Consider the following 24097-nt stretch of genomic DNA (forward strand, 5'->3'; position numbering starts at 1 on the left):
CGGCTGAGGGGTTTCAAATTCATTTTATGGGAGATTATCCTTTGTATCTGGTCCGGCGTTCTTCAAAACGTGATTGCTCCGGCTTTTCCTCTTCTGTTTCTGTCAGATACATTTTTTCATCTTTCAGCTGGCTGTTTTCCTGCTGAAGAGATTTCATGTTTCTTTGCTGATTGTACATCTTGAATACTCCGGCAGACCCAACCATCAGCCCGCCCATCAGGACAGATCCCAAAATAACGAGAATAAGCGGAAGTTCTGCTCTGCCAAATAGAAAGTCAACTTCCACAGGATCAACATTTATGACTGCAAAAATAGCCACTAATAATGTAAAAGCAATTGCCAACAGCAAACTCCATTGTCTTTTCATAAGTTCCCCTGCCCATTTTCAGAATAAGGATTGATGTGGACAAGCACATTATGAACATGTTCATGTTCAATAAGCTGATGCTTGACCTCCTTGCCAATCCGATGCCCTTCTTCAACGGTTATATATGGATCAACTGAGATCTTAAGATCTACAATCACATAATGACCGTGTTCCCGTGCATGAAATTCATCGAGTTTTTTGACTCCAGGCACCTTTAAAACGGCTTCTCTCATCTCTTTTGTATCTTCGTCATGCAAAACATGATCAAGTGTGGTATGAATAGATTCTGAGCCCAGCTTCCAGGCCATTCTGATGACAAGCAGTGATACCAGCAGCCCTGCAATCGGATCAAGATACACAAGCCAGTCTATCCCAACTCGCCCACCGATTATAGCTCCCCCGATACCGAGAAGTGCGCAAATTGATGAATACACATCAGATCTGTGTTCGTATGCATTTACAATGACTGCATCGCTTTTTATTCTTTTACCCAAGTTATATTTATAGCGAAACATGGCCTCTTTTACGATAATTGAAAAAATCACCGCATATATTGCGAAGAACTTTGGAGACTCTATTTCCTGAAAAAACGATTCAAATGAGGACTTTCCGATCTCAATTCCGACTATAAACAAAAGAACGGCAACAATAATTGCAGCAATGGATTCAGCCTTTCCGTGTCCATACGGATGATCTTCATCAGGCGGCTGCTTTGCGGCCCTGACTCCAACATATACGGCAAAAGATCCTGCAATATCAGAGGCGGAATGAACGGCATCAGCCACAAGAGCTCTGGAGTTAGCCATTACCCCTACAACTCCTTTGATTATGGCCAAAATAATATTGCCGACAATCCCAATCATTGCAGCAAACTCTGCCTGTTTAAAGCGATCTTTATTCTCCAAGAATCTCACCCTTTCTACAATACAGTACCATAAATACCCAATAAACAACTCCAAATATATGTTACTTCACGCATTCTTTTCCGTTTCAGTTTCCTATTTAGTAGTTTTTCTTAAAAGACGTAAAATTACACAGGTATTCATCGACAAATAGAAAAATGCTCCAGGAAGGAGCATTTTTCTATACTAGCGGATTCTCATTTGTTTCAGGCTGTTTTTTCGCTTTAGGCCTGCTGATCTGCTTGTACTTCCAAATCAGCCACAATTGGGAAGCGATAAACAAGGAAGAATACGTTCCTGCAATCAGGCCGACAATCAATGCAATCGAAAAGTTTGTAATGGAAGATGCCCCGAACACAGCCAGGGATACCACCGCAATAAACACTGTGAGTACTGTATTGATAGATCGGGTGAAGGTTTGCTGAAGACTTTTGTTGACAATCTCAGCAAGATCTTCAAAAGTTTTCATCCGTTTTTTCTTCATATTTTCCCGTATTCGATCAAATGTCACGATGGTGTCATTGATGGAATAACCTACAATCGTTAAAACAGCAGCAATGAATGTAATATCAACTTCCAGCCTTGTTAAGCTGAAAAAGGCTAGGATAAAGAATGAATCATGCAGCAGGGCAGCAATTGCGGCCAGTGCCATAAAGAATTCAAAGCGGATAGACACATAAATGATGATGCCTATTGCTGCAATACCCAGAGCCATGAGAGCATTGCGGGCAAGCTCTTCTCCTACTGTAGGTGATACGGTGCTGATAGTTGGATCTGCGCCATACTGGCCTTCAAAATAATCCCGGACTTCTGCGATTTTATTTTGATCCAGCACGCCAACCAGCCTTGCTACTGCAATTTCCTGCTGATTGCCCGCCACCACAATGTCCTTTACTTCAATATCGAGCGCAGCCAGTTCCTCCCGAACAGTTTCAACAGAAATTCTTTCCTCTGAAAGAATATCAATCCGGGTGCCGCTTGCAAAATCGATTCCCAGATTCAGCTGAAACAGAAACAGTGAGAGTAAGCCTGCCAGTATCATTCCGGCAGATAGGGTAAAGAATATTTTCCTTTTGCCGACAAAGTCGACATTGTCGTACCTGGTTGGTACTTCAGTGTTTTCATCAGTTGTAGCAATATCGAGAATATCTTTTTTGTTTACTCCAAACCAAGTTGCTCTTTTATCTAGCAGGCGGCTTTCAACAAGCATGCCAAGAAGGAGTCTGGTCAGGAATACAGCTGTTAAAAAGCTGACAAGAATACTGACCATCAGCATTGTGGCAAACCCTTTTATCGAGCTTGTTCCAAAGAAGAACAATACCGCTCCTGCCAGCAACGTTGTAATATTCGCATCAAGAATGGTCGAGAACGAACGGCGGTTACCTGCTCTGAACGCAGATCTGACCGTTCTCCCCAGCTTGATTTCCTCTTTGATTCTTTCATATGTGATGATGTTTGCATCCACTGCCATACCGACCCCGAGGATCAAGGCAGCAATGCCGGGCAGCGTTAACACTCCATTCATCCAGTCAAATATCTGAAGAATAATAAAAATATAGGCACTGAGCGTTACAAAAGCAACAATTCCAGGCAGCCTGTAGAAAAGGAGCATAAACAAAAATATGATGGCTATGCCGATCATTCCTGCAGTAACAGTCTGATCCATCGCCTGTTCACCAAATTTGGCTCCCACCGATTGAGAATAAATTTCCTTCAGACTGACAGGAAGTGCACCTGCATTGAGAAGGTTTGCCAGGTCCTGTGCTTCCTGAACGGTAAAATTACCGCTGATCATTACATCTGTCGTGTTCAAAACCTGCTGTACAGCAGGTGCAGATATAAATTTAGGGTTTTCTTTTCCGGCTTCCTCGGCATATGTATCGCCTTCTTCAAAATCAAGCCAGATTACCAGACTGTTTTCCAAAGGGCCCCTTTGAGAAATCTCTTCTGTTATGCTTCTGAACTTCTCAGCATCTCTCAGTTTTACCGTAACAATCGGACTGTTGTCTTGAGAATCAAACGATTGCTGAGCTCCTCCCTCGACAAGGTCGGAACCGTTCATCATTTCTTTATTTTCCACATCCCTGAAGGTTAATTCTGCTTGCGTTGACAGAATTTCACGGGCCTGGTTCTGGTCTTGGACACCTGCCAGCTGAACCCTTATTCGATTTTCACCTTCTATTTGGATATTGGGTTCATTCACTCCAAGTACATCTGCACGCTTTGTCAGTGCTCTTACTGTACTGATCATTGCCTGCTGATCAATCACATCCCCATCATTTGCCGGCTGAACCTCATAGAGTATCTCAAAGCCGCCCTGCAAATCCAGGCCTAGAACGATGTTGTCCGTCACTTGCTTTGTATTGATGCCAATGACACTGCCAATCAGCACCACAATTAGAAAAAATGCAACAATTCGCCAACGTCTTACCATGATGAATCCTCCTAGTTACAATAAATCCTCTATTAGTTTTTTTCCTTCTTCGCTCTCAAGCCATCCAGTATTTTGATAGGCCTGTATTCTTGAATAGTTTAATACGTCGCTGACTTTTGTTCCCGCAATATCGGCAACAAGCTCGTACAGCATTAGTTCCTGAACTTTTTTCCACTTCTTATTTATCAGAAAGGCCCATAGCTCTTCCTCTGATATGTCATCATACCCAAGGAGCTTAAACTCTTCCAATTTACTGGTTATATAAGGTTTTACATGCTGGCGGTAAACCTCCACCGGCTGTTTATCCATCTTTACACGCTCCTCGAATAATATCCCTCTTTTCCAGTTGCTTCTCAAGATGTCTGCTGCTGCCATTTTACAACAAACTTGTCATGCTTGGCCATTCTTTGTGCATATAGTAATTGTATATGATAACAGGCACTTTGAGAAGGCAGGGAAGGCAATGTCAAAGCAAACTTTTTTACAAGGCACACTGATTCTGATTATAGCAGGGCTTATCACAAGAGTTCTTGGTTTCATCAACCGCATTGTAATTGCTAGATTAATAGGTGAGGAAGGCGTCGGGCTGTATATGATGGCAGTACCTACGCTCGTACTCGTTATCAATATTACACAGCTGGGGCTGCCTGTTGCAATATCCAAGCTTGTGGCAGAAGCCGATGCCAGGGGAGACAGCAGAAAAGTGAAAAAAATCCTGGTTGTTTCCCTGTCTGTAACAGGGTTTCTCAGCCTGATTTTCACCCCCGCCATTGCGCTGATGTCACCCTTGCTTTCCAACACGCTGTTTACTGATCCGCGCACAATCTATCCGCTGCTGGCCATCACACCTGTCATTCCGATTATCGCTATATCATCCGTTCTCAGAGGCTACTTTCAGGGAAAACAGAACATGCGGCCGGCAGCAGTATCCCAGGTACTTGAACAGCTTGTCCGCATTTCGCTGATCGCCTTTTTCACAAACTGGTTTCTACCCTACGGCATTGAATATGCTGCTGCGGGAGCAATGGCATCAGCTGTTGTGGGAGAGCTGATTTCACTCCTGTATTTGTTCACCATGTTCAAATTAAGAAAAACAGTAAAAATCAGAAAGCAGTTTTTTCAGTCTATTAAAAACGGTAAAAACACCTTTCATGATTTAATGAAAATTGCCCTGCCTACCACCGGAAGCAGAATGATCGGCTCTATCTCTTGGTTTTTTGAACCTATCGTTGTTGCCCAAAGCCTTGCCGTTGCAGGCGTAGCGGCTGTTGCAGCTACAAAGCAGTACGGAGAGCTGGTTGGCTATGCCCTTCCGCTTCTCATGCTGCCTTCGTTTATTACTTATTCTTTATCAACCTCTCTTGTTCCTGCAATCAGCGAGGCAATCGCCAATAAACAGACGAAGCTTGCTGATCACCGAATTCAGCAGGCGCTCAGGCTGTCGCTTGTGTCAGGAGGGCTTGCAGTAGTGGTACTGTATATTTTTGCAGACCCGATTATGGCTGCCATGTATGGTACAAATCATGCCGCTGTTTATGTTAAAGCAATGGCTCCGTTTTTTCTATTCTATTACTTTCAGGGTCCCCTGCAAGCTGCTTTACAGGCCATGAACCTTGCCAATGCCGCAATGATAAACAGCTTTATCGGGGCAGCTGTGAAAACAGCTCTCATATTTGTTTTGTGCACAAGGCCCTCGCTCGGCATTATGGGAGCTGCACTGGCAATCGTCATCGGCATGATGCTTGTCACCCTTTTGCACCTTGCAACCGTTATGAAAGCCGTGTCTGTCAGCATTAAATTAATGGATTATATAAAAAGCCTGTTGACAATGATCATTTCCGGAACTGCAGGGAGCTATCTGTATACTCTTTACTTTGGGAAACTGGGGCAGGCTTCCGGCCTGCTTGCAGCAGTCGCTTTCACGTCGGCACTTTATCTTCTTCTTTTGCTTCTGTTTCAGCTGATTGACAGGAAGGAAGCGCAAAGAATCCCATTTATTGGTGAAGTACTTTCAAAAATGATTCCGGCAGGAAAAATAAAATAAGCCTGCAAAAGCTGGCAGGCTTATTTTTCATCTTTGATGTCGATATAAAACTCCCCGCTGCTGAAACTGACAAATGACAGCCTTTCTAAGCTGTGATGGCCAAGCGAAGCCAGCTTGTCCAAAAGCCACCTTTCAGATTTACCGAGTGTCCGGAGATTATCTTTATGAACTCTCCCGTCAATAATCAGCGGAAGGTCCAGATCATCTTGGACTTTTTTTGCGCTGTCTTTTTTTATAATAGACATTTTCCCTGAAGGCTCGAGAATAGCAAATTCCACTTCTGATATTTTATTGATATCCTTGTCTCGCAGCTGAACCAGTAAGTCATCAAAATTATAGCGCTGTTTTCTCATTTCATGCTCATCTATTTTTCCATGATTAATGATGATAGCTGCTTTTCCGCCAATCATCCTCCTGATTTTTTCACTTCTGAGTGACAGCAGGGCCAGGCCAATCTGGATACCCATTAAGACTACCATCGGCACAATACTGTGCAAAACAGGGTCTTTAGGATTTTCAATCGCCACGACTGCAAGCTCTGCAATCATCATGAAGACTACCAGATCAAGAATGCTGAGCTCTCCAATTTCCCGCTTACCCATCAGCCTGAAAATGAAAATAATCAATATGTAAAACATAACAGTTCTGATGATAACAGATAGATAAAATTCCATTGCCCGACTCCCTTCTGAAGACGCTATCTATTATTGTTAGCAAAATGAGGAACTTCATACGAAAACAGAAAGATGTTCATTGAGGCTGATTCTAAACGGCTCTATTTCCGAATACAATGAATGGAAGACAGAGACGCAGCTGAACTTGTTGCTGGCGTCTATTCATCTTCCCGTATTTTTTATGTACAAGCAAAAACAAGCTGCATGACGCTGAAAGGAGAGATTGACCATCGAAACTCAAAGAATTGGAAAAGGAATACTATACGGCCTCGTCACTATTTTTCTGATCGCAGTGCTAACAAGCCTGATTTTTTCATTATTGCTGAGGTTTACAGGCCTGTCAGAAGAATCCGTTTCCTGGATGATCCTTGCCATATCATTTTTAGCAGTTTTTGCAGGAGGGTTTGTTTCAGGAGGGAAAGGAAAACAAAAAGGCTGGCTGGCAGGTGCTGCTACAGCACTCATTTATACCGGTATTGTGCTGCTTTTTCAATTTCTCGGCTACGGAAAGCTGTTCACTCTGGAACAAACACTGTATCACGGTGCATTTTTGGTCGTTTGTGCACTGGGCGGCATGTTCGGGGTCAATTTAGCTGGGGATAAAAAATAGAGCGTGGTACAGCAGGTCTTGTAAGAATCAGCTGCAATCCGCTGATAGCACCACTAAGCAGTTATATAAAAATAAAAAAGAGCCTTGCATGAAACACTTCACAAGTTATCAGCTCTCACTGATAATCAGGATCATTTCATTGGGCTCTTTTTTGTTGAACACTTTCAAGCGCAGTTTGTTGGGTTGCTTGCTGCACATGAGTTATATGTACTATTCAGATACAACCTCACGAATTGAACGGCGGTCAAAAGTAAGTCTGGAACCATCTCCTGCTTTTAACACAACACGATCCTCATCAATTGCGTCCACGATTGCATGCAATCCGCCAATCGTAATAATCTTATCGCCTTTTTGCAGGCTTTCCTGCATACTGCGAACATTTTTTTGCTGCTTCTGCTGAGGACGAATCAGCAAGAAGTAAAAAATAGCAAACATCAGAATTAAAGGTAATAGTGTACCAATAAACTCCATTGAAGTCACTCCTCTTTTTATATTAGGTTAAAAGTTTTTTGCATTAGGTTTGTTAAATCCGTATTTTTCGAAGAATTCATCCCGGAAGTCTCCCAAGCGGTCTTCCCTAATAGCTTGTCTAACCTGTTCCATTAATTTTAACAGAAAATGCAGGTTATGATAAGTAGTTAATCGTATGCCGAATGTTTCATCACAGCGAATCAGATGACGAATGTATGCTCTTGAGTAATTTTTGCATGTGTAGCAGTCGCAGTTTTCATCAAGCGGACGGAAATCATTTGCAAACTTGGCATTTTTTACAACTAACCGGCCATTGCTTGTCATTAATGTCCCGTTTCTTGCAATTCTGGTAGGAAGTACACAGTCAAACATGTCGATTCCCCTGATTGCACCATCAATCAATGAGTCTGGTGATCCCACTCCCATCAAATAACGAGGCTTTCCGCTGGGCATTAATGGTGTAGTAAACTCTAACACCCTATTCATGACATCTTTCGGCTCTCCAACTGAAAGGCCGCCTACTGCATACCCGGGGAAGTCAAGGGATGTCAGGTCGCGTGCACTCTGTTTACGGAGCTCTTCATATTCCCCGCCCTGAATAATTCCAAATAAGCCTTGATCTTCAGGACGTTTATGAGCTTGAAGGCATCTCTCAGCCCAGCGGCTTGTCCTTTCCACAGATCTTTTCATATACTCATACTCTGCAGGATAAGGAGGGCATTCATCAAAAGCCATCATAATATCAGAGCCAAGAGCATTCTGGATATCCATCGCTTTTTCAGGGGACAGGAAAAGCTTATCGCCATTTAAGTGATTTCGGAAGTGAACCCCTTCCTCTTCTATTCTGCGGAATTCACTTAAACTAAATACCTGAAATCCGCCGGAATCTGTCAAAATGGCAGAATTCCAGTTCATAAATTTATGCAGTCCGCCAGCTTCCCTGATGATCTCATGGCCAGGTCTCAGCCACAGATGGTACGTATTGCTCAAAATAATCCCTGCACCCATTTCCACCAATTCTTCCGGTGCCATCGTTTTAACTGTTGCAAGTGTACCTACCGGCATAAATACCGGCGTTTCAAAGGATCCGTGCGGTGTATGTACTCTGCCCAGGCGGGCACCTGTCTGTTTACAGGTTTTAATTAACTCATAGCGTATTGCTGGTGTTGACAATGTATTTCCTCCTTTAAATTGCTGCTGCAGCTAAATAATCAGCATGGCATCTCCAAAGCTGAAAAAGCGGTATTCTTCCTGAACAGCAGCCCCATAAGCTTTTAAAATATTTTCCCTTCCTGCAAGCGCGCTAATCAGCATAATTAAGGACGACATCGGAAGGTGAAAATTTGTAAGCATTCCATCTATTGCTTTAAATTCGTATCCTGGATAAATAAAAATATCTGTCCAGCCGCTTTCTTCCTCAAATCTGCCCTGATGATTGCCAGCTATGGTTTCGAGTGTTCTTGTCGATGTAGTCCCCACCGCAATCAGCCTTCCGCCAGCTTCCTTTACATCATTGAGGAGCCTTGCAGTGCCTTCGGTCATTTGGTAAAACTCTGCATGCATTTCATGCTCTTCAATGTTCTCGGCACTCACCGGCCTGAAAGTTCCCAAACCTACATGAAGGGTGATAAAAGCAACATGTGCACCTTTATCTCTTATACTCTGCAAAATTTCCTCAGTAAAATGCAATCCGGCAGTAGGAGCAGCCGCGGAGCCTCTTTCTCTTGAAAAAACTGTTTGATAGCGTTCCTGTTTGTCCAGCTGTTCTTTTATATAGGGAGGCAGCGGCATTTCACCAAGCTGTTCTAGAATTTCATAAAAAATCCCGTTGTACTGAAATTGAAGGATTCTTCCTCCATGTTCCAATTCCTGAACACATACTGCTTTTAAAAGTCCGTCGCCGAATTCTATGACAGTACCTTCTTTAATCCTCCTGGCAGGTTTTATGAGCGTTTCCCAATTGTCGCCTTCTACCTGCTTTAACAAAAGAACTTCAATCTTGGCCCCTGTGCCCGCTTTGGAACCGAACAAACGTGCAGGAAGCACTCTTGTATCATTTAATACAAGGCAGTCTCCCGGTTGAATGTAGTCCGCAAACGACTTGAAAATATCATGCTGAAAGCTGCCGGTCTTTTTATTCAGCACCATCAGCCGGGATGCATCTCTTTCCTCCAGAGGAGTTTGTGCAATTAATTCCTCCGGCAAGTGAAAATTAAAATTTTCTAGTTTCAATGTAATATCTCACCTTTTTTCTTGGCTGTTTTCGAAAACTTTGTGTATGTTTTTTTCTAAGCGGGTCCCGTCAAGCCGCAGACTTTCTTTTCGAGGAAAAGAAAGCTGAGGACAGTTTGTCTCTCTTGAACTTGAATCTTGGACCGCTCTTGATGCACTTGCTGTCAAGACGATTCAGCACTTATCTGAAACGGCCGAAAATGCTGAACAAAACAGACAGCACAATGCTGATGATGATGGATGTAACAATCGGAAAGTAAAATGTAGTATTTCCTTTTTTAAAAAGAATATCTCCGGGCAGCCGGCCGACAAAGTGCATGATAAAACCGGCCGCCAGCAGCAGACCCCCAAGCACCATCAGCAGTTTAGGCAATTCTGTCACGGCTTTGGAACCTCCATTTGAAAGTGTTTATAAACCTGCTCTGTTACCATTCTACCCCTGGGAGTCCTTTGCAAAAACCCAATTTGAAGCAAATATGGTTCATATACGTCTTCAATGGTATGTGATTCTTCTCCAATGGTCGCAGCGATCGTATCAAGTCCCACAGGACCGCCCTTGAATTTCTCAATGATTCCGACCAGCAGTTTATGATCAATGTGATCAAGGCCGAGCCGGTCCACCTGCAGCCTCTCCAGCGCTTCAACCGCAAGCTCTTCTGAGATACTTTCCTTATTGAATACTTGTGCAAAATCACGGACCCTCCTGAGCAGCCTGTTTGCAATTCTGGGAGTCCCCCTTGACCTTCTCGCTATTTCTCTGCCTGCTCCTTCATCTATACCAACCTGAAGGATATCAGCGGTTCTATACACAATCTGGCTCAGCTGCTCTTCATTATAATACTCCAGCCTGCTTAAAACACCAAAACGGTCACGAAGCGGCGAGCTGAGCAGACCCATCCTTGTTGTAGCTCCAACTAAAGTGAACGGCGGCAGATCCAGCCTGACAGACCTGGCCTGTGAGCCTTTTCCAATGATAATATCGAGGCAGAAATCCTCCATTGCAGGATACAGAACTTCCTCAATCGACCTTTGCAAACGGTGAATTTCATCAATAAATAAAACATCTCCGGGCTCAAGAGCAGTCAGGACAGCAGCAAGGTCGCCCGGCCGTTCAATTGCAGGTCCGGACGTGGTTCGGATGTTCACGCCCATTTCATTTGCAACAATTGATGCAAGTGTTGTTTTTCCCAGTCCCGGCGGCCCATAGAGAAGAACATGATCAAGTGTTTCCCCGCGAAGCTTTGCAGCTTTAATAAAGATCTCAAGATTTTCCTTTACTTTATCCTGTCCAATATACTGCTGCAGGAATTGAGGCCTTAAACTTAATTCCAAATAGCTTTCTTCAGGTTCTGACTGTCCTGATACGATACGGTCACTCATGATATCACCTTACTTTAATAGCTTTTGTAACGCGCGCTTCACATACTGATCTGTTGACAAATTCTCCTTCTCAAGTTCAGGAAGTATTTTTTTAATTTCTCTTTCGGCATACCCAAGAACCTTGAGCGCCTCCAGGGCCTCATTCAATGAAGCGGAAGCATGATCTTTTTTCTCAAACGACTCATGCGTAAACAGGTTCAAATCTCCATCAGGGACGATGTCTCCAAGCTTTCCTTTCAGATCAAGAATAATCTGTCTGGCTGTCTTTTTTCCGACACCGGGAAACTTCACAAGAAACTTCTCGTCTTCACTTTCAATGGCCTGCACCACCTGATTGGGGCTTCCCGAAGCCAGGATGGCAAGTGCTCCCTTCGGCCCGATGCCGGTAACATTCAGAAGTTTGGTAAACAGCTGCTTTTCTTCGCGTGTCTGAAATCCGTACAGAGCAAAAATATCTTCTCTTACATGATGATATGTATATATGGTTTGCTCCTGGCCAACACGGTAGATAAATGGATTGGGAGCATGCACTGCGTAACCGATGCCATTATTCTCTATTACTGTGTATTCAGGAGTAACAAAATTGATTGTTCCTTTAATGTATTCAAACAAGTTACTTCACCTCTTTGCTGTACCTCATTGTATCATAAATCATCGCTGATACTGCAAAAAAGTTAACATATGTTCGACTAAAATCATCAAAAAACCGGCCTGGCCGGCCGGCAGTCTTTATTTTTGTGCAGCTTCTGCAGAATATGCCCTGAAGGTTTCAATTACCTTTTTATATTGGTTCTTGGTTTTCACAGGAATACCTTTTTGAAGCTGTTTATGCTTTCTGGTTTCAAGCTTTTTTACATCTATTTGAAAGAATGATTGAATGACTTTCTGCGTGTGATGAGGTTTTCCGTTAAAAATAGAAAGTATTCCATTCTCCGTTATGCCAAAGTAGCCGTTAGATTTAAGCAGCGGCGAGATGTCATCAACTTTCTGCTGAAAAACAATCTGTTCTTCATCCTGATGCACCAGCTGCCAGTCAGCAAACTCAGCCCAAAAATCTTCCATCGCCCATATCTTTTCTTTCCTGATCTCTTCGCTTACTTCTCCATCAAGATAAATTCTCTCCAGGACAACCGTCACATTGAGCGGGCCGGATACTTCATGTGCTTCTTGTTGTATTTGTGAATTCTCCATTGAAAGCCCGCTGTTCAAAATAGAAAAAGACAGAATCATACCGAAAAACAAAGACAGCAGTATATGCTGATGAAATAGCTTCACTCAAAGGCCCTCCTTGTTATAAAACTTTTCTTAGAAAGTAGTTTGACCATTTATAGAATTTTTAACCATTATTTCCAAGAAGAAAATATGTATCCTCCAGCCCTCTCATCTCCAGCTTTTCATCTTGCAGTAAATCATGCCATGTAAACAGAAAAAAGCCCTGCAAGGCGGGCTTTTTCAAAACTAATGTGTTTTTATTATCGAACGACATTCTCAACCGGACGTCTGATTGTATTTCCCATCTCTCTCAGCAGATCTTGTACATCCGTATTGATATGATTTTCGGATTGGCCGTTTTGAATATCATTGTTGATATTTCTCATTCTTCCCAGCTGTCTCTCATCCGTTACAACCCTAACATCTTTCCCTCTTGTCATGGGAGCTACAGCACGGCGAACCTGCTCTCTCGTATTATCATCATCACGTCTGTTAACATCAATTCCAATCAGAACAGTGTCTCCGGATATTACAGTATCAACATTCCGTACGTTTCTAATTCTTGATACTCTTTCTGAAATATCTTCTTTCAGTTCTCTATCTCTGCCCTGATTATTATTTCCTGTGCCATTTAAATGCCCGTGATAATTTTGATCTCCGCGTCCGTTTTGATTGTTTATAGCTGTCGGGTTGTTGCCCATCCTGTTTCCATTCGAATTCCCTCTGTTGTTTTCTCGTGCAGCATTGTTTCCGTTGAGCATTTCTGTAAGCGGACCTTCGTTATCCATGCCATGGCCTTCATTATTAAAATAACCGACATTTCTCATTCCGCCATTATCAGTATTTTGGCCTGCACCCTGGTTATTGTTGCACCCTGCAAGCCCTCCTGTAATGACCGCAGCTGCTGTTAATCCTAATAATGTTTTCCTCAACACAAAAACCCCCTGCTCAGACGAGATTAAACAGCAATTATGCTGTTCTTCCATAGGATGCTCGTTTTGCAGAGGGAAATAGCTGTTAGTTATTTGCAGTTGCCCGCACTTTTTTACGCCGATTAACTCATCAAACAGATAAAGGACAAAACTCATTGGAAAAGCTGTAAAAATGCCCTACATAAGGCTGATGAAGCACAAAATTCATTAAAAAAGTGAAAAGTCCTTCATGGAGTTCATGAAGGACTAAAGTTAGCGATTGTGACTGATTTAGAATTTCGGCGGAGAAGCGGCAATATTTCTTTTATGTTCTGTGCGATTATGCATTCTTTCGATGATTTCCTGATCCTTTTTGGGAATTTCCTCACCCTTAAGGTATTTGTCAATCATGTCATAAGTAGTGCCCATTTCGATTTCGTCTGTTTGATTCTCCCACAGCCCTGCACTTGGCGCCTTGCTGACGATACTGTCCGGAACTCCAAGGATTTTGGCCATTTCACGAACCTCACCTTTAGTAAAATGAACAAGCGGAACGATATCAACTCCGCCATCACCGTATTTTGTAAAATACCCTGTATGCCATTCCGCAGCATTATCTGTTCCTACAACCATATATCCATAATTATTAGCCACTGCATATAAAGTCGTCATGCGCAGCCTTGCACGTGTATTGGCATCACCAAGACGGGCAGTTTCTTCATTCCATTCTTTTTTGCGTGCCAGCTCAGACTCCATTGCTGAGAACAGAATCTGATGCGTTTCTGTTAGATCAATTGTATGGTAATCAATATTACAGCTTTCCACAACTCTCAGTGCATCCTCACGATCTTTAGGATTGCTTTTACACGGCATAATGACACCTAAAGAACTTTCAGGAAAAGCTCTTTTAATCAGATGGGCAATTACTGCTGAATCAATACCTCCGCTTACACCCACAATTGCTCCTTTCAAACCTGCCCCATTTACCTGTTCTCTTATCCACTCAACAAGCTTTGTTATATTATCTTCCATGATATGTACTCCTTTATCACATAGATTTTTTTTATCATAGCACAAGCACTTTATATACTCAATTTTCATTACCCCTTCCTATTTAATATTAACCATCCATTAGCTATTTCAGTTAATCTTTATCGCCTTGTCCATTATTTATTTTTGGTTTTTGAGGTTATGGCTATTACAACATAAAAAAAGAGACGACACATACTATCGTCTCACTAGTTCATTAATCATCTTCACCATCTTCATATTCTGGTCTGCCGAATAATTGTGTTCCCGGCGCCTGGCCAAAACCTCCGATGCCCGGCTGTCCTGCAAAGCCCGGTGCTCCATAACCGCCAAAGCCCGCTCCCGGTACTCCGCCTCCAAAGCCGCCCGGCGCTCCATAGCCTCCGAATCCCGGCTGGCCTGCAAAGCCCTGTGCTCCGTATCCGCCAAAACCTGGCTGACCTCCAATACCCGGTGCCCCAAACCCTCCAAAACCTGGCTGGCCTCCAACACCCGGTGCTCCGTATCCGCCAAAGCCTGCTCCCGGCACTCCGCCTCCGAAGCCGCCCGGCGCTCCGTAGCCTCCGAATCCTGGCTGGCCGTCGCCGCAGCCGCAGTCATCATCAAAAGCACCAGCTACCGCTCCAGGATGCATATTATCATATGCTCCCGCTACTGCTCCATGATGCATGTTATCATATGCTCCCGCTACTCCTCCAGGATGCATATTATCATATGCTCCCGCTACTGCTCCAGGAAAAGGCTGATAAGCACCCATTACCCCTCCATGATGAAGACCGGAACCAGGCAGCACAGGCGATACAGGCACCCAGCACCCAGGATGATACGGATGAAATCCATAGCCATGATGCTGAGGATAATAAGCCGGACCTGGGCCGAATTGAGCTCCAGCTACCCCCGGATGTCCATAAGGAGGGCACAGCCCGGATCCCGGCAGCACAGGCGATACAGGTACCCATTGCTCAGGAGCTGCAAAAGCAGGAGCACCTTTTTCCGCACCAGCTACCTGAGGCGGGATATTTTCATCTGCCAGCGGTGCGACATTTGGTGTAATAATTGTTGGTGATATGTTTGGCATTATGTTTGCCCCTACATTAGCTGGTGAAACATTTGGCGAGATATCCGGCGAGACATTAGGAAACACATTGGGAGAAATATTAGGATTTGGATTTGAACCATAATTCGCCATATCTTTTTTTGCCTCCTCTGTCTTAGTTGCGTCTTTCTTAAGCTGTAAAGGAGCCGTTTTCTCAGGCTCTTTTGAAGGAAAAACATTTGCCGGTTTAGGCGGCAGCTTTGGCTGAGACGGCAGCATCGCCATGTTGACTGTGTAATAATTGTTAATGTCTATTTCCGGATATAGCGGCTGCTTCAAAGCCGGTGCCGGCGGAACGTATGGAACTGCCTGCTGCGGTGTTTCCTTTGGTTTGACATCTGGTACCTCGGCCGGAATGATCGGCTTTTCTTTGGCAAACGGATGATCGCTTATCGGCATTTCCTTTGGACTGGAAATCCCTGCAATGCCTTCCTTCTTCACTTGAACTCCTGCAGCTGGGACTTTGATTTTCATTCCCGGCATAATTAAATCAGGATTGCTCAACTGAGAATTCATTTTTTTCAAGTCTTCAAAATCAACTCCGTACTTTTTGGAAATTTTCCAGAGTGTATCTCCTTTTTGAACAATATGAATCTTCAAGGCTTTCCCTCCTAAACACAGAACTTTATGCCATTTCTTTTTAGGCAGATGCCATTATTCCTCACCACAATTTATGCAGGCTGTTGTACATTTATGATGAAAAGGGCTTACTTTAAAAAGCTTTTGAGAGAAAATCCATAGCATCACAAAAACAGCGGTTGGAATACGATCCCTAAAAGCCGATTTCATACCAGCCTTTAGGATTCATATTCAACAACCGCTGTTTTAGACATGTTGCAACATTCTGTTCAGGGCAAGCACTGCATTTTCTGCAACCTCTTTGTCCACAGAAATTCGATTGATTTCTTCACCTTTTTCAATACTTTCAAGAGACCAAAGCAGATGTGGAAGATCAATTCTGTTCATGGTAAGGCATGGGCACATAAAAGGGTTAAGCGAGATAATCTCCTTATCAGGATGCTGCTGAATAATCCGGTTTACAAGATTCATTTCTGTCCCGACAGCCCATTTGGAACCCGGCTCTGCTTCTTCAATTTTATCAATTATATATTTCGTAGAACCTGCATAATCTGATAACTCTACTACTTCTCTTGTACACTCGGGGTGAACGAGAATTTTCATATCCGGCTTTGTGCTGCGCAGGTGCTCAATATTGCTAACCGTGAATTTCTCATGAACGGAACAATGTCCCTTCCAAAGTATCACTAGAATTTCTTCCAGATCTCCTTCATAGAGAAGTTCGTTGCTGTGCGGATCCCAGACCGCCATTTTTTCAAGCGGTATTCCAAGATTGTACGCTGTATTTCGGCCAAGATGCTGATCGGGCAAAAACAGAATTCTTTCCTTCTGGGTAAAAGCCCACTTCAGCATCTTTTCTGCATTAGAAGAAGTGACAGTAGCTCCTCCATGTTTGCCGACAAAGGATTTGATGCTGGCAGTAGAATTCACATATGTCAGCGGAAGAATACTATCGCCAAACAGACTGGAGAGCTTTGTCCACGCGCGCTCCGTTTGATCGATGTCTGCCATATCAGCCATAGAACAGCCCGCCCTCATGTCAGGCAGGTAAACCTTTTGATTCTCTGTTGTCAGCATATCAGCTGTTTCAGCCATAAAGTGTACACCGCAAAACACGATATATTGGGCTTTTTTATTATGAGCAGCAGCCTGAGCCAGCTGCAGCGAGTCTCCGGTTATATCCGAAAATTGAATAACTTCATCTTTCTGGTAATGATGTCCGGGAATATACAGCGTATCTCCCAGCTTCTCTTTGATTTCCCACACTCTTTGAACCATTTCTTCATAAGACCTATTTTTATAGCTTTCCGGCATCATTTCCCTCTTTTGATGCTCAATCATGTCCAGCAATTCCATCGCTGCTCCTCCTTACTCTACAATTAAGCTGATATCCAGCGCTTGAACTGAATGGGTTAAAAATCCCAATGAGATATAGTCCACTCCTGTGTTTGAGTAGCTCTCAAGGTTATCCAGCTTGATTCCTCCGGACGCTTCCGTAATGATCCAGCTCGGAGTCATTTCTGCAAACTGCTTTGCCTCTTCAGGAGTCCGGTTATCGAACATGATGATATCCGCTTTTGCTTCAATTGCCTCCTGAAGCTGTGACAACGTTTCAACTTCAACTTCAATTTTCACCATGTGCCCGGCACGGGAACGCGCTCTTTCCACTGCCTTCTCTATAGATCCGCAGTATGCAATATGATTGTCCTTTATCATGATACCGTCATACAGCCCCATCCTGTGGTTGCAGCCCCCGCCGCAGGCAACTGCATATTTTTCAAACATCCGGAGTCCAGGCGATGTTTTTCTCGTGTCGCAAATTTTAGTATGTGAAGATTGAAGAAGCTTGACTGCCTTAGAAGTGACAGTTGCAATTCCGCTCATTCTCTGCAGCAAATTCAATATCACTCTCTCGCCCGTCAGAATTGTCTGCGTCGGCCCCTCAACCTCTGCAATTTTGTCTCCTGCTGTGATTTCTTCACCATCTTTCTTAAACACCGTAACGTTGATTGCTGAATTCAGCAGATTATAGCCGCTTCGGATTACATCTGCCCCGGCAAACACTCCATCTTCCTTTGCAAGAAATACTGCCTTTCCGGTATGACTGCTGTCAAAGATGTAATTGCTGGTCAAATCTCCCTCTCCAATATCCTCTAGAAAAAATTCTTCCAGCTTTCTTTTTAATTTCAGTGAATTCATTACAGTACCCCTGCCCTTCCCAATCCCTGCTGATCTAAACTGTTGATGCTTTGAATGATTTGTTTTCCCCGCCATGCTTCTTCGTCAGCAAACGGAAAGTCGGTTCTAAAGTGAGCTCCCCTGCTTTCTGTCCTTTGCAGTGCTGATCGTGATACAAGATAGCCTGAAATTAACATGTGATAAACAGCAGTCTGTTCACTTGTGAATTCCTTCACATTAAATCGCCAAAAATTCTTTTGATTTGTATAGCCTTGAAACCAACCAACTGCTTTCAGCAGTCCAGCTTCGTTTCTCTGTATTCCAACATACCTGGCCATCATTTCTTGAATTTCCTTTTGTGAAGGAAGCTGAGGAGTATCAATGGGAAGCTTCTGCTCTTTTTTTACTGCTCTGCAATAGCCCTGTCCAGGAGTCTTAACAATATGATTTGCAATGCTTCTGGCAAACGCGAGTCCTTCCAGCAGAGAATTGCTGGCTAGCCTGTTTGCCCCATGAACACCAGTACATGCCGCTTCACCCGCTGCATATAATGCTGCTACACTAGTTCTGCCGTTCAAATCTGTTGAAATTCCTCCCATAGCAAAATGCATACCGGGAGCAACTGGAAGAAGTCCTTTTTCCAAGGAAATTGAATGCTGTTCACATAAATTTGTAATAGTAGGAAAACGTTCACGGAAATTTTTCACAGTACTGATATTAAGAAAAATAGATTTACCGCTCTCCATTTGCTGAAAAATTGCTCTGCTAACAACATCTCTGGGAGCAAGATCTTGAAATGGGTGAACTCCTTCCATGATTCTTCTTCCGTTTTCATCTACTAAAAATGCCCCTTCTCCTCTAACTGCCTCTGAAATCAATCCTTTGGTTTCACCATTGATATACAGCATTGTTGGATGAAACTGAACAAATTCCAAATCTGCCAGTTCTGCACCTGCTTTGTAAGCCATAGCAAGTCCGTCACCCGTTAACGAAGGACAATTGGACGTTTGCGAATAGAGGCTGCCAAAACCGCCAGTTGCAATAATTGTTGCCTCTGCATAACGGTATTTCATATTACCGTCTCTGTCCCTGACTGTCGCTCCGGAGCAATACCCTCTGTCAACGATCAGTTCTACCGCAGTCTCGTCCTCAATAAATGAAACCTTTTCTTTTAATTTCTTCAGAAAAAATTCTATCAGTTTTTTCCCGGTTGCGTCTCCTCCGGCATGGAGAATTCGGTTACATCCGTGAGCGCCCTCTTTTCCAAGCAGGACCCTCCCTCTCTCATCTCTATCGAAATTCATTCCCGCCTCTATTAATGCTTTCACTTCACAGAGGCCTTCTTTAATTAAATGTTCAACCGCTTTGCTGCTGTTATGAAAACATCCTGCTTCCATCGTGTCTTTATAATGCGCCTTCCAGCTGTCTTCAGAAGATATTGGTACAGCAATGCCGCCCTGTGCCATAACTGAATTGCTGTCTTTTAGGCTCTTCTTTGTGATGATTGTCACATTCTTATGCATATGTGTATGATAAGCAATGGCTAAAGCTGCAAGGCCGCTGCCTATGATCAAAATATCAGATTGAGGCATCATAACCCTCCATTTGTTTTACAGCTGTCTTGACACCTATATTTACACAAATTTAAAATAAAAACAAGAGTTTTTTATTTTCCTGATACCGAGAAAGGCAGAGATGATATTGATCTATTTAGATTACGCAGCAACCACTCCCATGAGTCAAAAAGCCATAGATGTATACAGCAGTACTGCACAAAATATGTTCGCTAACAGCGCAAGCCTTCATGATCTTGGAGAGCAGTCAAGCCGTCTGTTGTCTTCGTGCCGAAGCATACTTGCCGGCCTGATTAAAGGAAGGGCTGAGGGAATTTATTTTACCGGCGGAGGAAGTGAGGCGAATGTTCTAGCCATTGGGTCTTTGCTGAATGCTTCCGACTCAAGAAAAAAACATATTATCTCCTCCCGCCTGGAGCATGCATCTATTCTTAGTTATTTAAAAAAACTAGAATATGAAGGATATATGGTCACCTATTTGAATCCGGAAGCAGATGGCAGAATAGCTATCAGCACAATAAGAGAAGCTTTAACAGAAGAAACTGTCCTGGCTACAATTCAACATGCCAACTCTGAACTTGGTGTGATTCAGGATATCAAAGAAATCGGCAGGGTTCTGAAGGAAAACGGAGTTCTTTTTCATAGTGATTGTGTGCAGACTTACTGCAAAATCCCGATTGATATGAGAAACTGGAACGTAGATGCAATTTCTTTTTCCAGCCATAAAGTGTACGGACCAAAAGGAACAGGCGCCGTTTATATTTCACCTGGTGTTTACTGGAAACCACTTCTTCCTGATACAACCCATGAATCTGGATTCAGGGCAGGAACAGTTGACCTTCCTGCCATTGCAGCGTTTACTCAGGCGTCAGTGGATACCTGCAGCGAAATGGAAGAGCAGCTAAAAAAGGCGCAGAAACTAAGGGAATACCTTATCCAAGAGGTGCAGGAGGAAAAACTGCCGCTGATTTTGCTGAATGCCGAAGATCCTTCTTTTCAGCTGCCATATATATTTGCCCTTATGCTGGAAGGATACGAAGGGCAGTACGTTCTGCTGCACTGCAATTCACGCCATCTTGCCATTTCGACCGGAACTGCATGTCAGGCCGGCATGCTTGATCCTTCGAAAGCAATTACCGCAATTGGTATTTCAGCCGACAGGGCGCTTCAATACTTTCGGGTATCGATTGGAAAACAAACATCAAAAGAAGACTTACAACATCTTCTTACTGCGCTTAAAAATATAGATGAAAAGGAGCTGCAGCATGACTGAAGAAAAACTGCCAGGAGCCCAGAGGAGAAACCTGCTTCTTAACTGGCTGAAAACAGCTGAAAATCCAATGAAAGGAAGTGAACTTGCCAGGCGCACCAATGTTAGCAGGCAGGTCATCGTCCAGGACATTTCCTTGCTGAAAGCACTGAATGAACCTATTATTGCCACCAGCCAGGGTTATATTTACCACTCTAAGGAGACTCCTCCCATTCAGCAGCATGAAAAGCTCGTTGCATGCAGGCACTCCCCTCAGCAAACCGTTGACGAGCTTTATTTAATTGTTGATTTTGGGGTGCTGGTGAAAGATGTGATCATAGAACACCCTGTTTACGGTGACTTAACAGCCTCGATCATGGTCAGCAACAGAAGAGAAGTAGATGAATTTATGGAAAAAATTCGAGCATCCAAGGCATCGTATCTTTCCCAGCTGACCGACGGCCTTCACCTTCATACACTTGCAGCTGATACACCTGAAAAGCTGCAGCAGGTGAAGAAAGCACTTCAGGCGGCTGGCTACCTCGCGCAGGAAGATTGAAGAATTGAAGCTGTAGGTCTTGCTGACAGGGCCGAACGGAGAATGAAAAAACGCTCAGAAATGAAATTCTGAGCGTTTTTTGCAGGGAAGAAATGCTGCACATGAGGTTGAAGGGTCTGGCAATGGTTTCTATCAGCTGAATAACGGAATTTCTCCTGCTATCTTAGATAAGATAGCTATTTCTCTCCCCCTAACCTGCAGATGTGTTCTACTATCTGGGGAATTTCTTGAAATAGCAGAACAAAGACGCCCCGTTTGTTATACAGCATCGCTTTGTTCTACTATCTGGGCATTTTCTTGAAGTAGTAGAACAAACAGCACCGTTTTGAAAGCCTCTTGTTGAACCTTCCACTTTAAACATACCAAAAACTCCCCTTCAGTTTAACTATCTGAAAGGGAGCTCGTTCTTACTTCAACTGCTTATCACAAGCAGCTTGCTTCATATTTTTCAACTCTTAAACAACGTGTAATTCTCTTTTATTTTAGGATATACGCATGATAAGAACCCAATACCTTCACTTCACACCCCAAAGCCTGTATTTCAGAAATTGCGCCTGGTATGAGAACTTCATCAAGCTCCATTTCCACATCTATCATAAAAAAATAGTTTCCAAGGCCTGTTTTCATTGGACGCGATTCAATTTTAGACAAATTCAGCTTTCTCCATGAAAAGGCTGAGAGTACCTGATGAAGGGCTCCTGACTGGTCGGATGGCAGCATGACCATTAACGTGGTCTTCGGGGTTCCTTGCAGCGGTTGCCGCGGCAGCTCAATTTCTCCCGGAGCCAAAACAGCGAACCTTGTATGATTATAATGATAGTCATGAATATCCTGCTTCACAATAGAAAGACCGTATTCAGCTGCAGCCAAATCATTTGCAATCACTGCACTTTTTTCCTGGGGATGCTGGCTGATATACTGAGCAGCTGCTCCGGTAGAAGCAGCATATTCAAACCGCGCATTTTTAAAATGTGAATGTAAAAATTTATGACACTGAGCAATCGCATGAGAGTGAGAGAGTATACAGTCCACTTTACTCCAGCTATCTACATGCTCCGGGTGGACCATCAAATGCTGGCGGATAGGAAAAACTATTTCTCCTACAATGGTGAGAGGGCGCTCGTGCACCAAATAGTCAACTGTTAAATTCACTGAACCTTCCAGTGCATTTTCGAGCGGCACGACTGCCGCTTCTATCTCTCCTGAGGCAGCTGCATCCATGCAATGCGGAATTGTTGCATATGCTAAAGCATCAGCGCTTTCCCCGAAAAATGTGTCAACTGCCAAATGTGTAAATGTTGCCCTTGGTCCCAAATAGCCGACTCTCATCATATTCCCCCTATGCACCTGAGCCCAGTATTTCTACTTTTTCTACAAATTCAAGGCGCTTCAGCTTGCTCAGCAGCAGATTAATCTCTTCTACCATTCCGTTCGTGCTTAAGGAGAGCGTAACATTTGCCCTGCCCTGAAGAGGAATCGTCTGGTGGATCGTGAGCACATTGCAGCCTGCACCGGCAACAACGCTTAACAAATGCGAGAGAGTTCCGGACCGGTCTTCCAGATGAAAAAACAACGTAATGATTTTCTCTTTTACCATTGTATGAAATGGAAAAACAGCATCACGATACTTATAAAAAGCACTGCGGCTTAAATCAACCCTGTTTACTGCGTCTGCAACGGAATCGGCTTTGCCGCGTTCAATCATCTTTTTCACTTCAAGCGTTTTTTTCATCGCTTCCGGCAGTACGTCTTCCCTCACCAGGTAAAAAGTTTCTTCCTTCATAGTATGCTTCCCCGCTTTTAGTCATCAATTTCGTTTCCTGCCGGCCGAAGCCGGTCCGGTCTCTTATGTAAAAAGGGGAGAGCAGCTGCTCTCCTTGCAAAAGACGATACATTAGCTAGCTTACAACGGAGTCTGACACGACGTCGGACAGTCATGCGTTGCCATAGGACGTGGCGCCCTTGGCATGACTTCCTTTCAAGCCGGTTCCGCTTTTCGTTATTTTCCAGCTCCATCGGCTAGGCCTTCGAGGTCATAAGTCATCTTGATCAAGAGGTCAAAGTGCGACCTCCTGCCCAAACTGCCTTATGCTTGTCAGGCCTGAGCAAGCCGATTCCGCTTTTCGTTATTGTCCAGCTCCATCGGCTAGGCCTTCGAGGTCATAAGTCATCTTGATCAAGAGGTCAAAGTGCGACCTCCTGCCCAAACTGCCTTATGCTTGTCAGGCCTGAGCAAGCCGATTCCACTTTTCGTTATTGTCCAGCTCCAGGCGCCAGCCCCTCGAGGTCATAAGCCAATCCGGCCTGAAGGTTAAAGAACAACCTACATTCCGGCTCGTCTTATGCTTGTCGGGGCTGTGCGGGCGCCTTCCGCTTTTCGGGTTGTCCAGCTCCGGCAGCTAGGCTCTCGAGGTCATAAGCCAATCATCTTAAAAAGGCAAAGAGCGCCTTTTAAAGATGCTCGTCTTATGCTTGTCGAAGTCCGACACGACGTCGGATAGTCATGCGTTGCCACAGGACGTGGCGCCCTTAGCATGACTTCCTTTACGGGCGCCTTCCGCTTTTCGGTCTTGTCCAGCTCCATCGGCTAGGCCCT

Annotated in this window: 23 protein-coding genes and 1 pseudogene; 4 read left to right on the top strand and 20 right to left on the bottom strand. The window is 43.9% G+C overall.

Annotation, left to right across the window (positions count from 1 at the left end; all coding sequences use genetic code 11):
- Positions 1-34: 34 nt before the first annotated feature.
- The 4 genes from GJU40_RS04325 to GJU40_RS04340 form a co-directional block, all read right to left on the bottom strand.
- The gene (locus GJU40_RS04325) at positions 35-367 is read right to left on the bottom strand and encodes a LapA family protein (protein WP_154306516.1); all 333 of its coding nucleotides are present in this window, start codon (positions 365-367) and stop codon (positions 35-37) included.
- A complete protein-coding gene (locus GJU40_RS04330; RefSeq protein WP_425481194.1) occupies positions 364-1230 on the bottom strand; it encodes a cation diffusion facilitator family transporter in 867 nt (288 codons plus the stop codon). Before GJU40_RS04330 ends, GJU40_RS04325 begins: the two co-directional genes overlap by 4 nt.
- A 220-nt stretch (positions 1231-1450) precedes the next feature.
- The gene (gene secDF / locus GJU40_RS04335) at positions 1451-3703 is read right to left on the bottom strand and encodes a protein translocase subunit SecDF (RefSeq protein WP_154306518.1); all 2253 of its coding nucleotides are present in this window, start codon (positions 3701-3703) and stop codon (positions 1451-1453) included.
- A 15-nt stretch (positions 3704-3718) separates the two neighbouring features.
- Positions 3719-4012, bottom strand: coding sequence for a post-transcriptional regulator (locus GJU40_RS04340; protein WP_170289321.1), 294 nt, complete (start codon positions 4010-4012; stop codon positions 3719-3721).
- A gap of 154 nt (positions 4013-4166) precedes the next feature.
- Between GJU40_RS04340 and spoVB the strand changes: the two genes are divergently transcribed.
- Complete coding sequence (gene spoVB / locus GJU40_RS04345; protein ID WP_154306520.1) at positions 4167-5747, top strand: stage V sporulation protein B; 1581 nt, start codon at positions 4167-4169, stop codon at positions 5745-5747.
- 20 nt (positions 5748-5767) lie between these two features.
- Here spoVB and GJU40_RS04350 read toward each other — a convergent pair whose 3' ends face one another.
- The gene (locus tag GJU40_RS04350; RefSeq protein ID WP_154306521.1) at positions 5768-6421 is read right to left on the bottom strand and encodes a DUF421 domain-containing protein; all 654 of its coding nucleotides are present in this window, start codon (positions 6419-6421) and stop codon (positions 5768-5770) included.
- Between the two features lie 229 nt (positions 6422-6650).
- Between GJU40_RS04350 and GJU40_RS04355 the strand changes: the two genes are divergently transcribed.
- Positions 6651-7031, top strand: coding sequence for a TIGR04086 family membrane protein (locus GJU40_RS04355; RefSeq protein WP_343031399.1), 381 nt, complete (start codon positions 6651-6653; stop codon positions 7029-7031).
- Positions 7032-7241: 210 nt separating this feature from the next.
- On the opposite strand, the gene yajC is transcribed toward GJU40_RS04355, so the two are convergent.
- The 13 genes and pseudogenes from yajC to nadB all read right to left on the bottom strand — a co-directional run bounded on the left by yajC (position 7242) and on the right by nadB (position 19714).
- Positions 7242-7502 (bottom strand): preprotein translocase subunit YajC, encoded by a 261-nt coding sequence (gene yajC, locus GJU40_RS04360; RefSeq protein ID WP_154306523.1) that lies wholly within the window; start codon positions 7500-7502, stop codon positions 7242-7244.
- 27 nt (positions 7503-7529) lie between these two features.
- The gene (gene tgt, locus GJU40_RS04365; RefSeq protein WP_154306524.1) at positions 7530-8675 is read right to left on the bottom strand and encodes a tRNA guanosine(34) transglycosylase Tgt; all 1146 of its coding nucleotides are present in this window, start codon (positions 8673-8675) and stop codon (positions 7530-7532) included.
- Between the two features lie 30 nt (positions 8676-8705).
- Positions 8706-9734, bottom strand: coding sequence for a tRNA preQ1(34) S-adenosylmethionine ribosyltransferase-isomerase QueA (gene queA / locus GJU40_RS04370; protein ID WP_154306525.1), 1029 nt, complete (start codon positions 9732-9734; stop codon positions 8706-8708).
- Positions 9735-9915: 181 nt separating this feature from the next.
- Positions 9916-10116, bottom strand: coding sequence for a DUF2905 family protein (locus tag GJU40_RS04375; protein ID WP_343031387.1), 201 nt, complete (start codon positions 10114-10116; stop codon positions 9916-9918).
- On the bottom strand, positions 10113-11114 hold the full coding sequence (gene ruvB, locus GJU40_RS04380) for a Holliday junction branch migration DNA helicase RuvB (protein ID WP_154306526.1): 1002 nt from the start codon (positions 11112-11114) through the stop codon (positions 10113-10115). The genes GJU40_RS04375 and ruvB overlap by 4 nt, the downstream gene beginning before the upstream one ends.
- A gap of 9 nt (positions 11115-11123) precedes the next feature.
- A complete protein-coding gene (gene ruvA, locus GJU40_RS04385) occupies positions 11124-11726 on the bottom strand; it encodes a Holliday junction branch migration protein RuvA (RefSeq protein ID WP_154306527.1) in 603 nt (200 codons plus the stop codon).
- Between the two features lie 117 nt (positions 11727-11843).
- Positions 11844-12389, bottom strand: a complete 546-nt coding sequence (locus GJU40_RS04390) for a BofC C-terminal domain-containing protein (protein ID WP_425481193.1) — start codon at positions 12387-12389, stop codon at positions 11844-11846.
- Positions 12390-12586: 197 nt separating this feature from the next.
- Positions 12587-13258 carry a YhcN/YlaJ family sporulation lipoprotein gene (locus GJU40_RS04400; RefSeq protein ID WP_170289322.1) on the bottom strand — a complete coding sequence of 224 codons (672 nt, stop codon included), beginning with the start codon at positions 13256-13258 and terminating at the stop codon, positions 12587-12589.
- Positions 13259-13528: 270 nt separating this feature from the next.
- Positions 13529-14269, bottom strand: coding sequence for an NAD(+) synthase (gene nadE / locus GJU40_RS04405; RefSeq protein WP_154306530.1), 741 nt, complete (start codon positions 14267-14269; stop codon positions 13529-13531).
- Between the two features lie 1542 nt (positions 14270-15811).
- Positions 15812-15962 (bottom strand): annotated as a pseudogene (gene safA / locus GJU40_RS21480) (SafA/ExsA family spore coat assembly protein); the annotation flags it as partial.
- Between the two features lie 225 nt (positions 15963-16187).
- On the bottom strand, positions 16188-17297 hold the full coding sequence (gene nadA / locus GJU40_RS04415) for a quinolinate synthase NadA (protein ID WP_154306531.1): 1110 nt from the start codon (positions 17295-17297) through the stop codon (positions 16188-16190).
- Positions 17298-17309: 12 nt separating this feature from the next.
- Positions 17310-18140, bottom strand: a complete 831-nt coding sequence (gene nadC, locus GJU40_RS04420) for a carboxylating nicotinate-nucleotide diphosphorylase (protein WP_154306532.1) — start codon at positions 18138-18140, stop codon at positions 17310-17312.
- Positions 18140-19714, bottom strand: coding sequence for an L-aspartate oxidase (gene nadB / locus GJU40_RS04425; protein WP_343031388.1), 1575 nt, complete (start codon positions 19712-19714; stop codon positions 18140-18142). The genes nadC and nadB overlap by 1 nt, the downstream gene beginning before the upstream one ends.
- Positions 19715-19814: 100 nt before the next feature.
- On the opposite strand from nadB, the gene GJU40_RS04430 reads away from it, so the two are divergent.
- Positions 19815-20966 carry an IscS subfamily cysteine desulfurase gene (locus tag GJU40_RS04430; protein ID WP_154306533.1) on the top strand — a complete coding sequence of 384 codons (1152 nt, stop codon included), beginning with the start codon at positions 19815-19817 and terminating at the stop codon, positions 20964-20966.
- Positions 20959-21501, top strand: a complete 543-nt coding sequence (locus GJU40_RS04435) for a transcription repressor NadR (protein WP_154306534.1) — start codon at positions 20959-20961, stop codon at positions 21499-21501. The genes GJU40_RS04430 and GJU40_RS04435 overlap by 8 nt, the downstream gene beginning before the upstream one ends.
- 477 nt (positions 21502-21978) lie before the next feature.
- Here GJU40_RS04435 and pheA read toward each other — a convergent pair whose 3' ends face one another.
- Both pheA and GJU40_RS04445 read right to left on the bottom strand, forming a co-directional pair.
- Positions 21979-22830 carry a prephenate dehydratase gene (gene pheA / locus GJU40_RS04440; protein ID WP_154306580.1) on the bottom strand — a complete coding sequence of 284 codons (852 nt, stop codon included), beginning with the start codon at positions 22828-22830 and terminating at the stop codon, positions 21979-21981.
- A 10-nt stretch (positions 22831-22840) separates the two neighbouring features.
- Positions 22841-23284: an ACT domain-containing protein gene (locus tag GJU40_RS04445; protein ID WP_154306535.1), complete on the bottom strand. Its 444-nt coding sequence runs from the start codon at positions 23282-23284 to the stop codon at positions 22841-22843.
- Positions 23285-24097: the final 813 nt, after the last annotated feature.

Source organism: Metabacillus lacus (assembly GCF_009674805.1).
Lineage (GTDB): Bacteria > Bacillota > Bacilli > Bacillales > Bacillaceae > Metabacillus_C > Metabacillus_C lacus.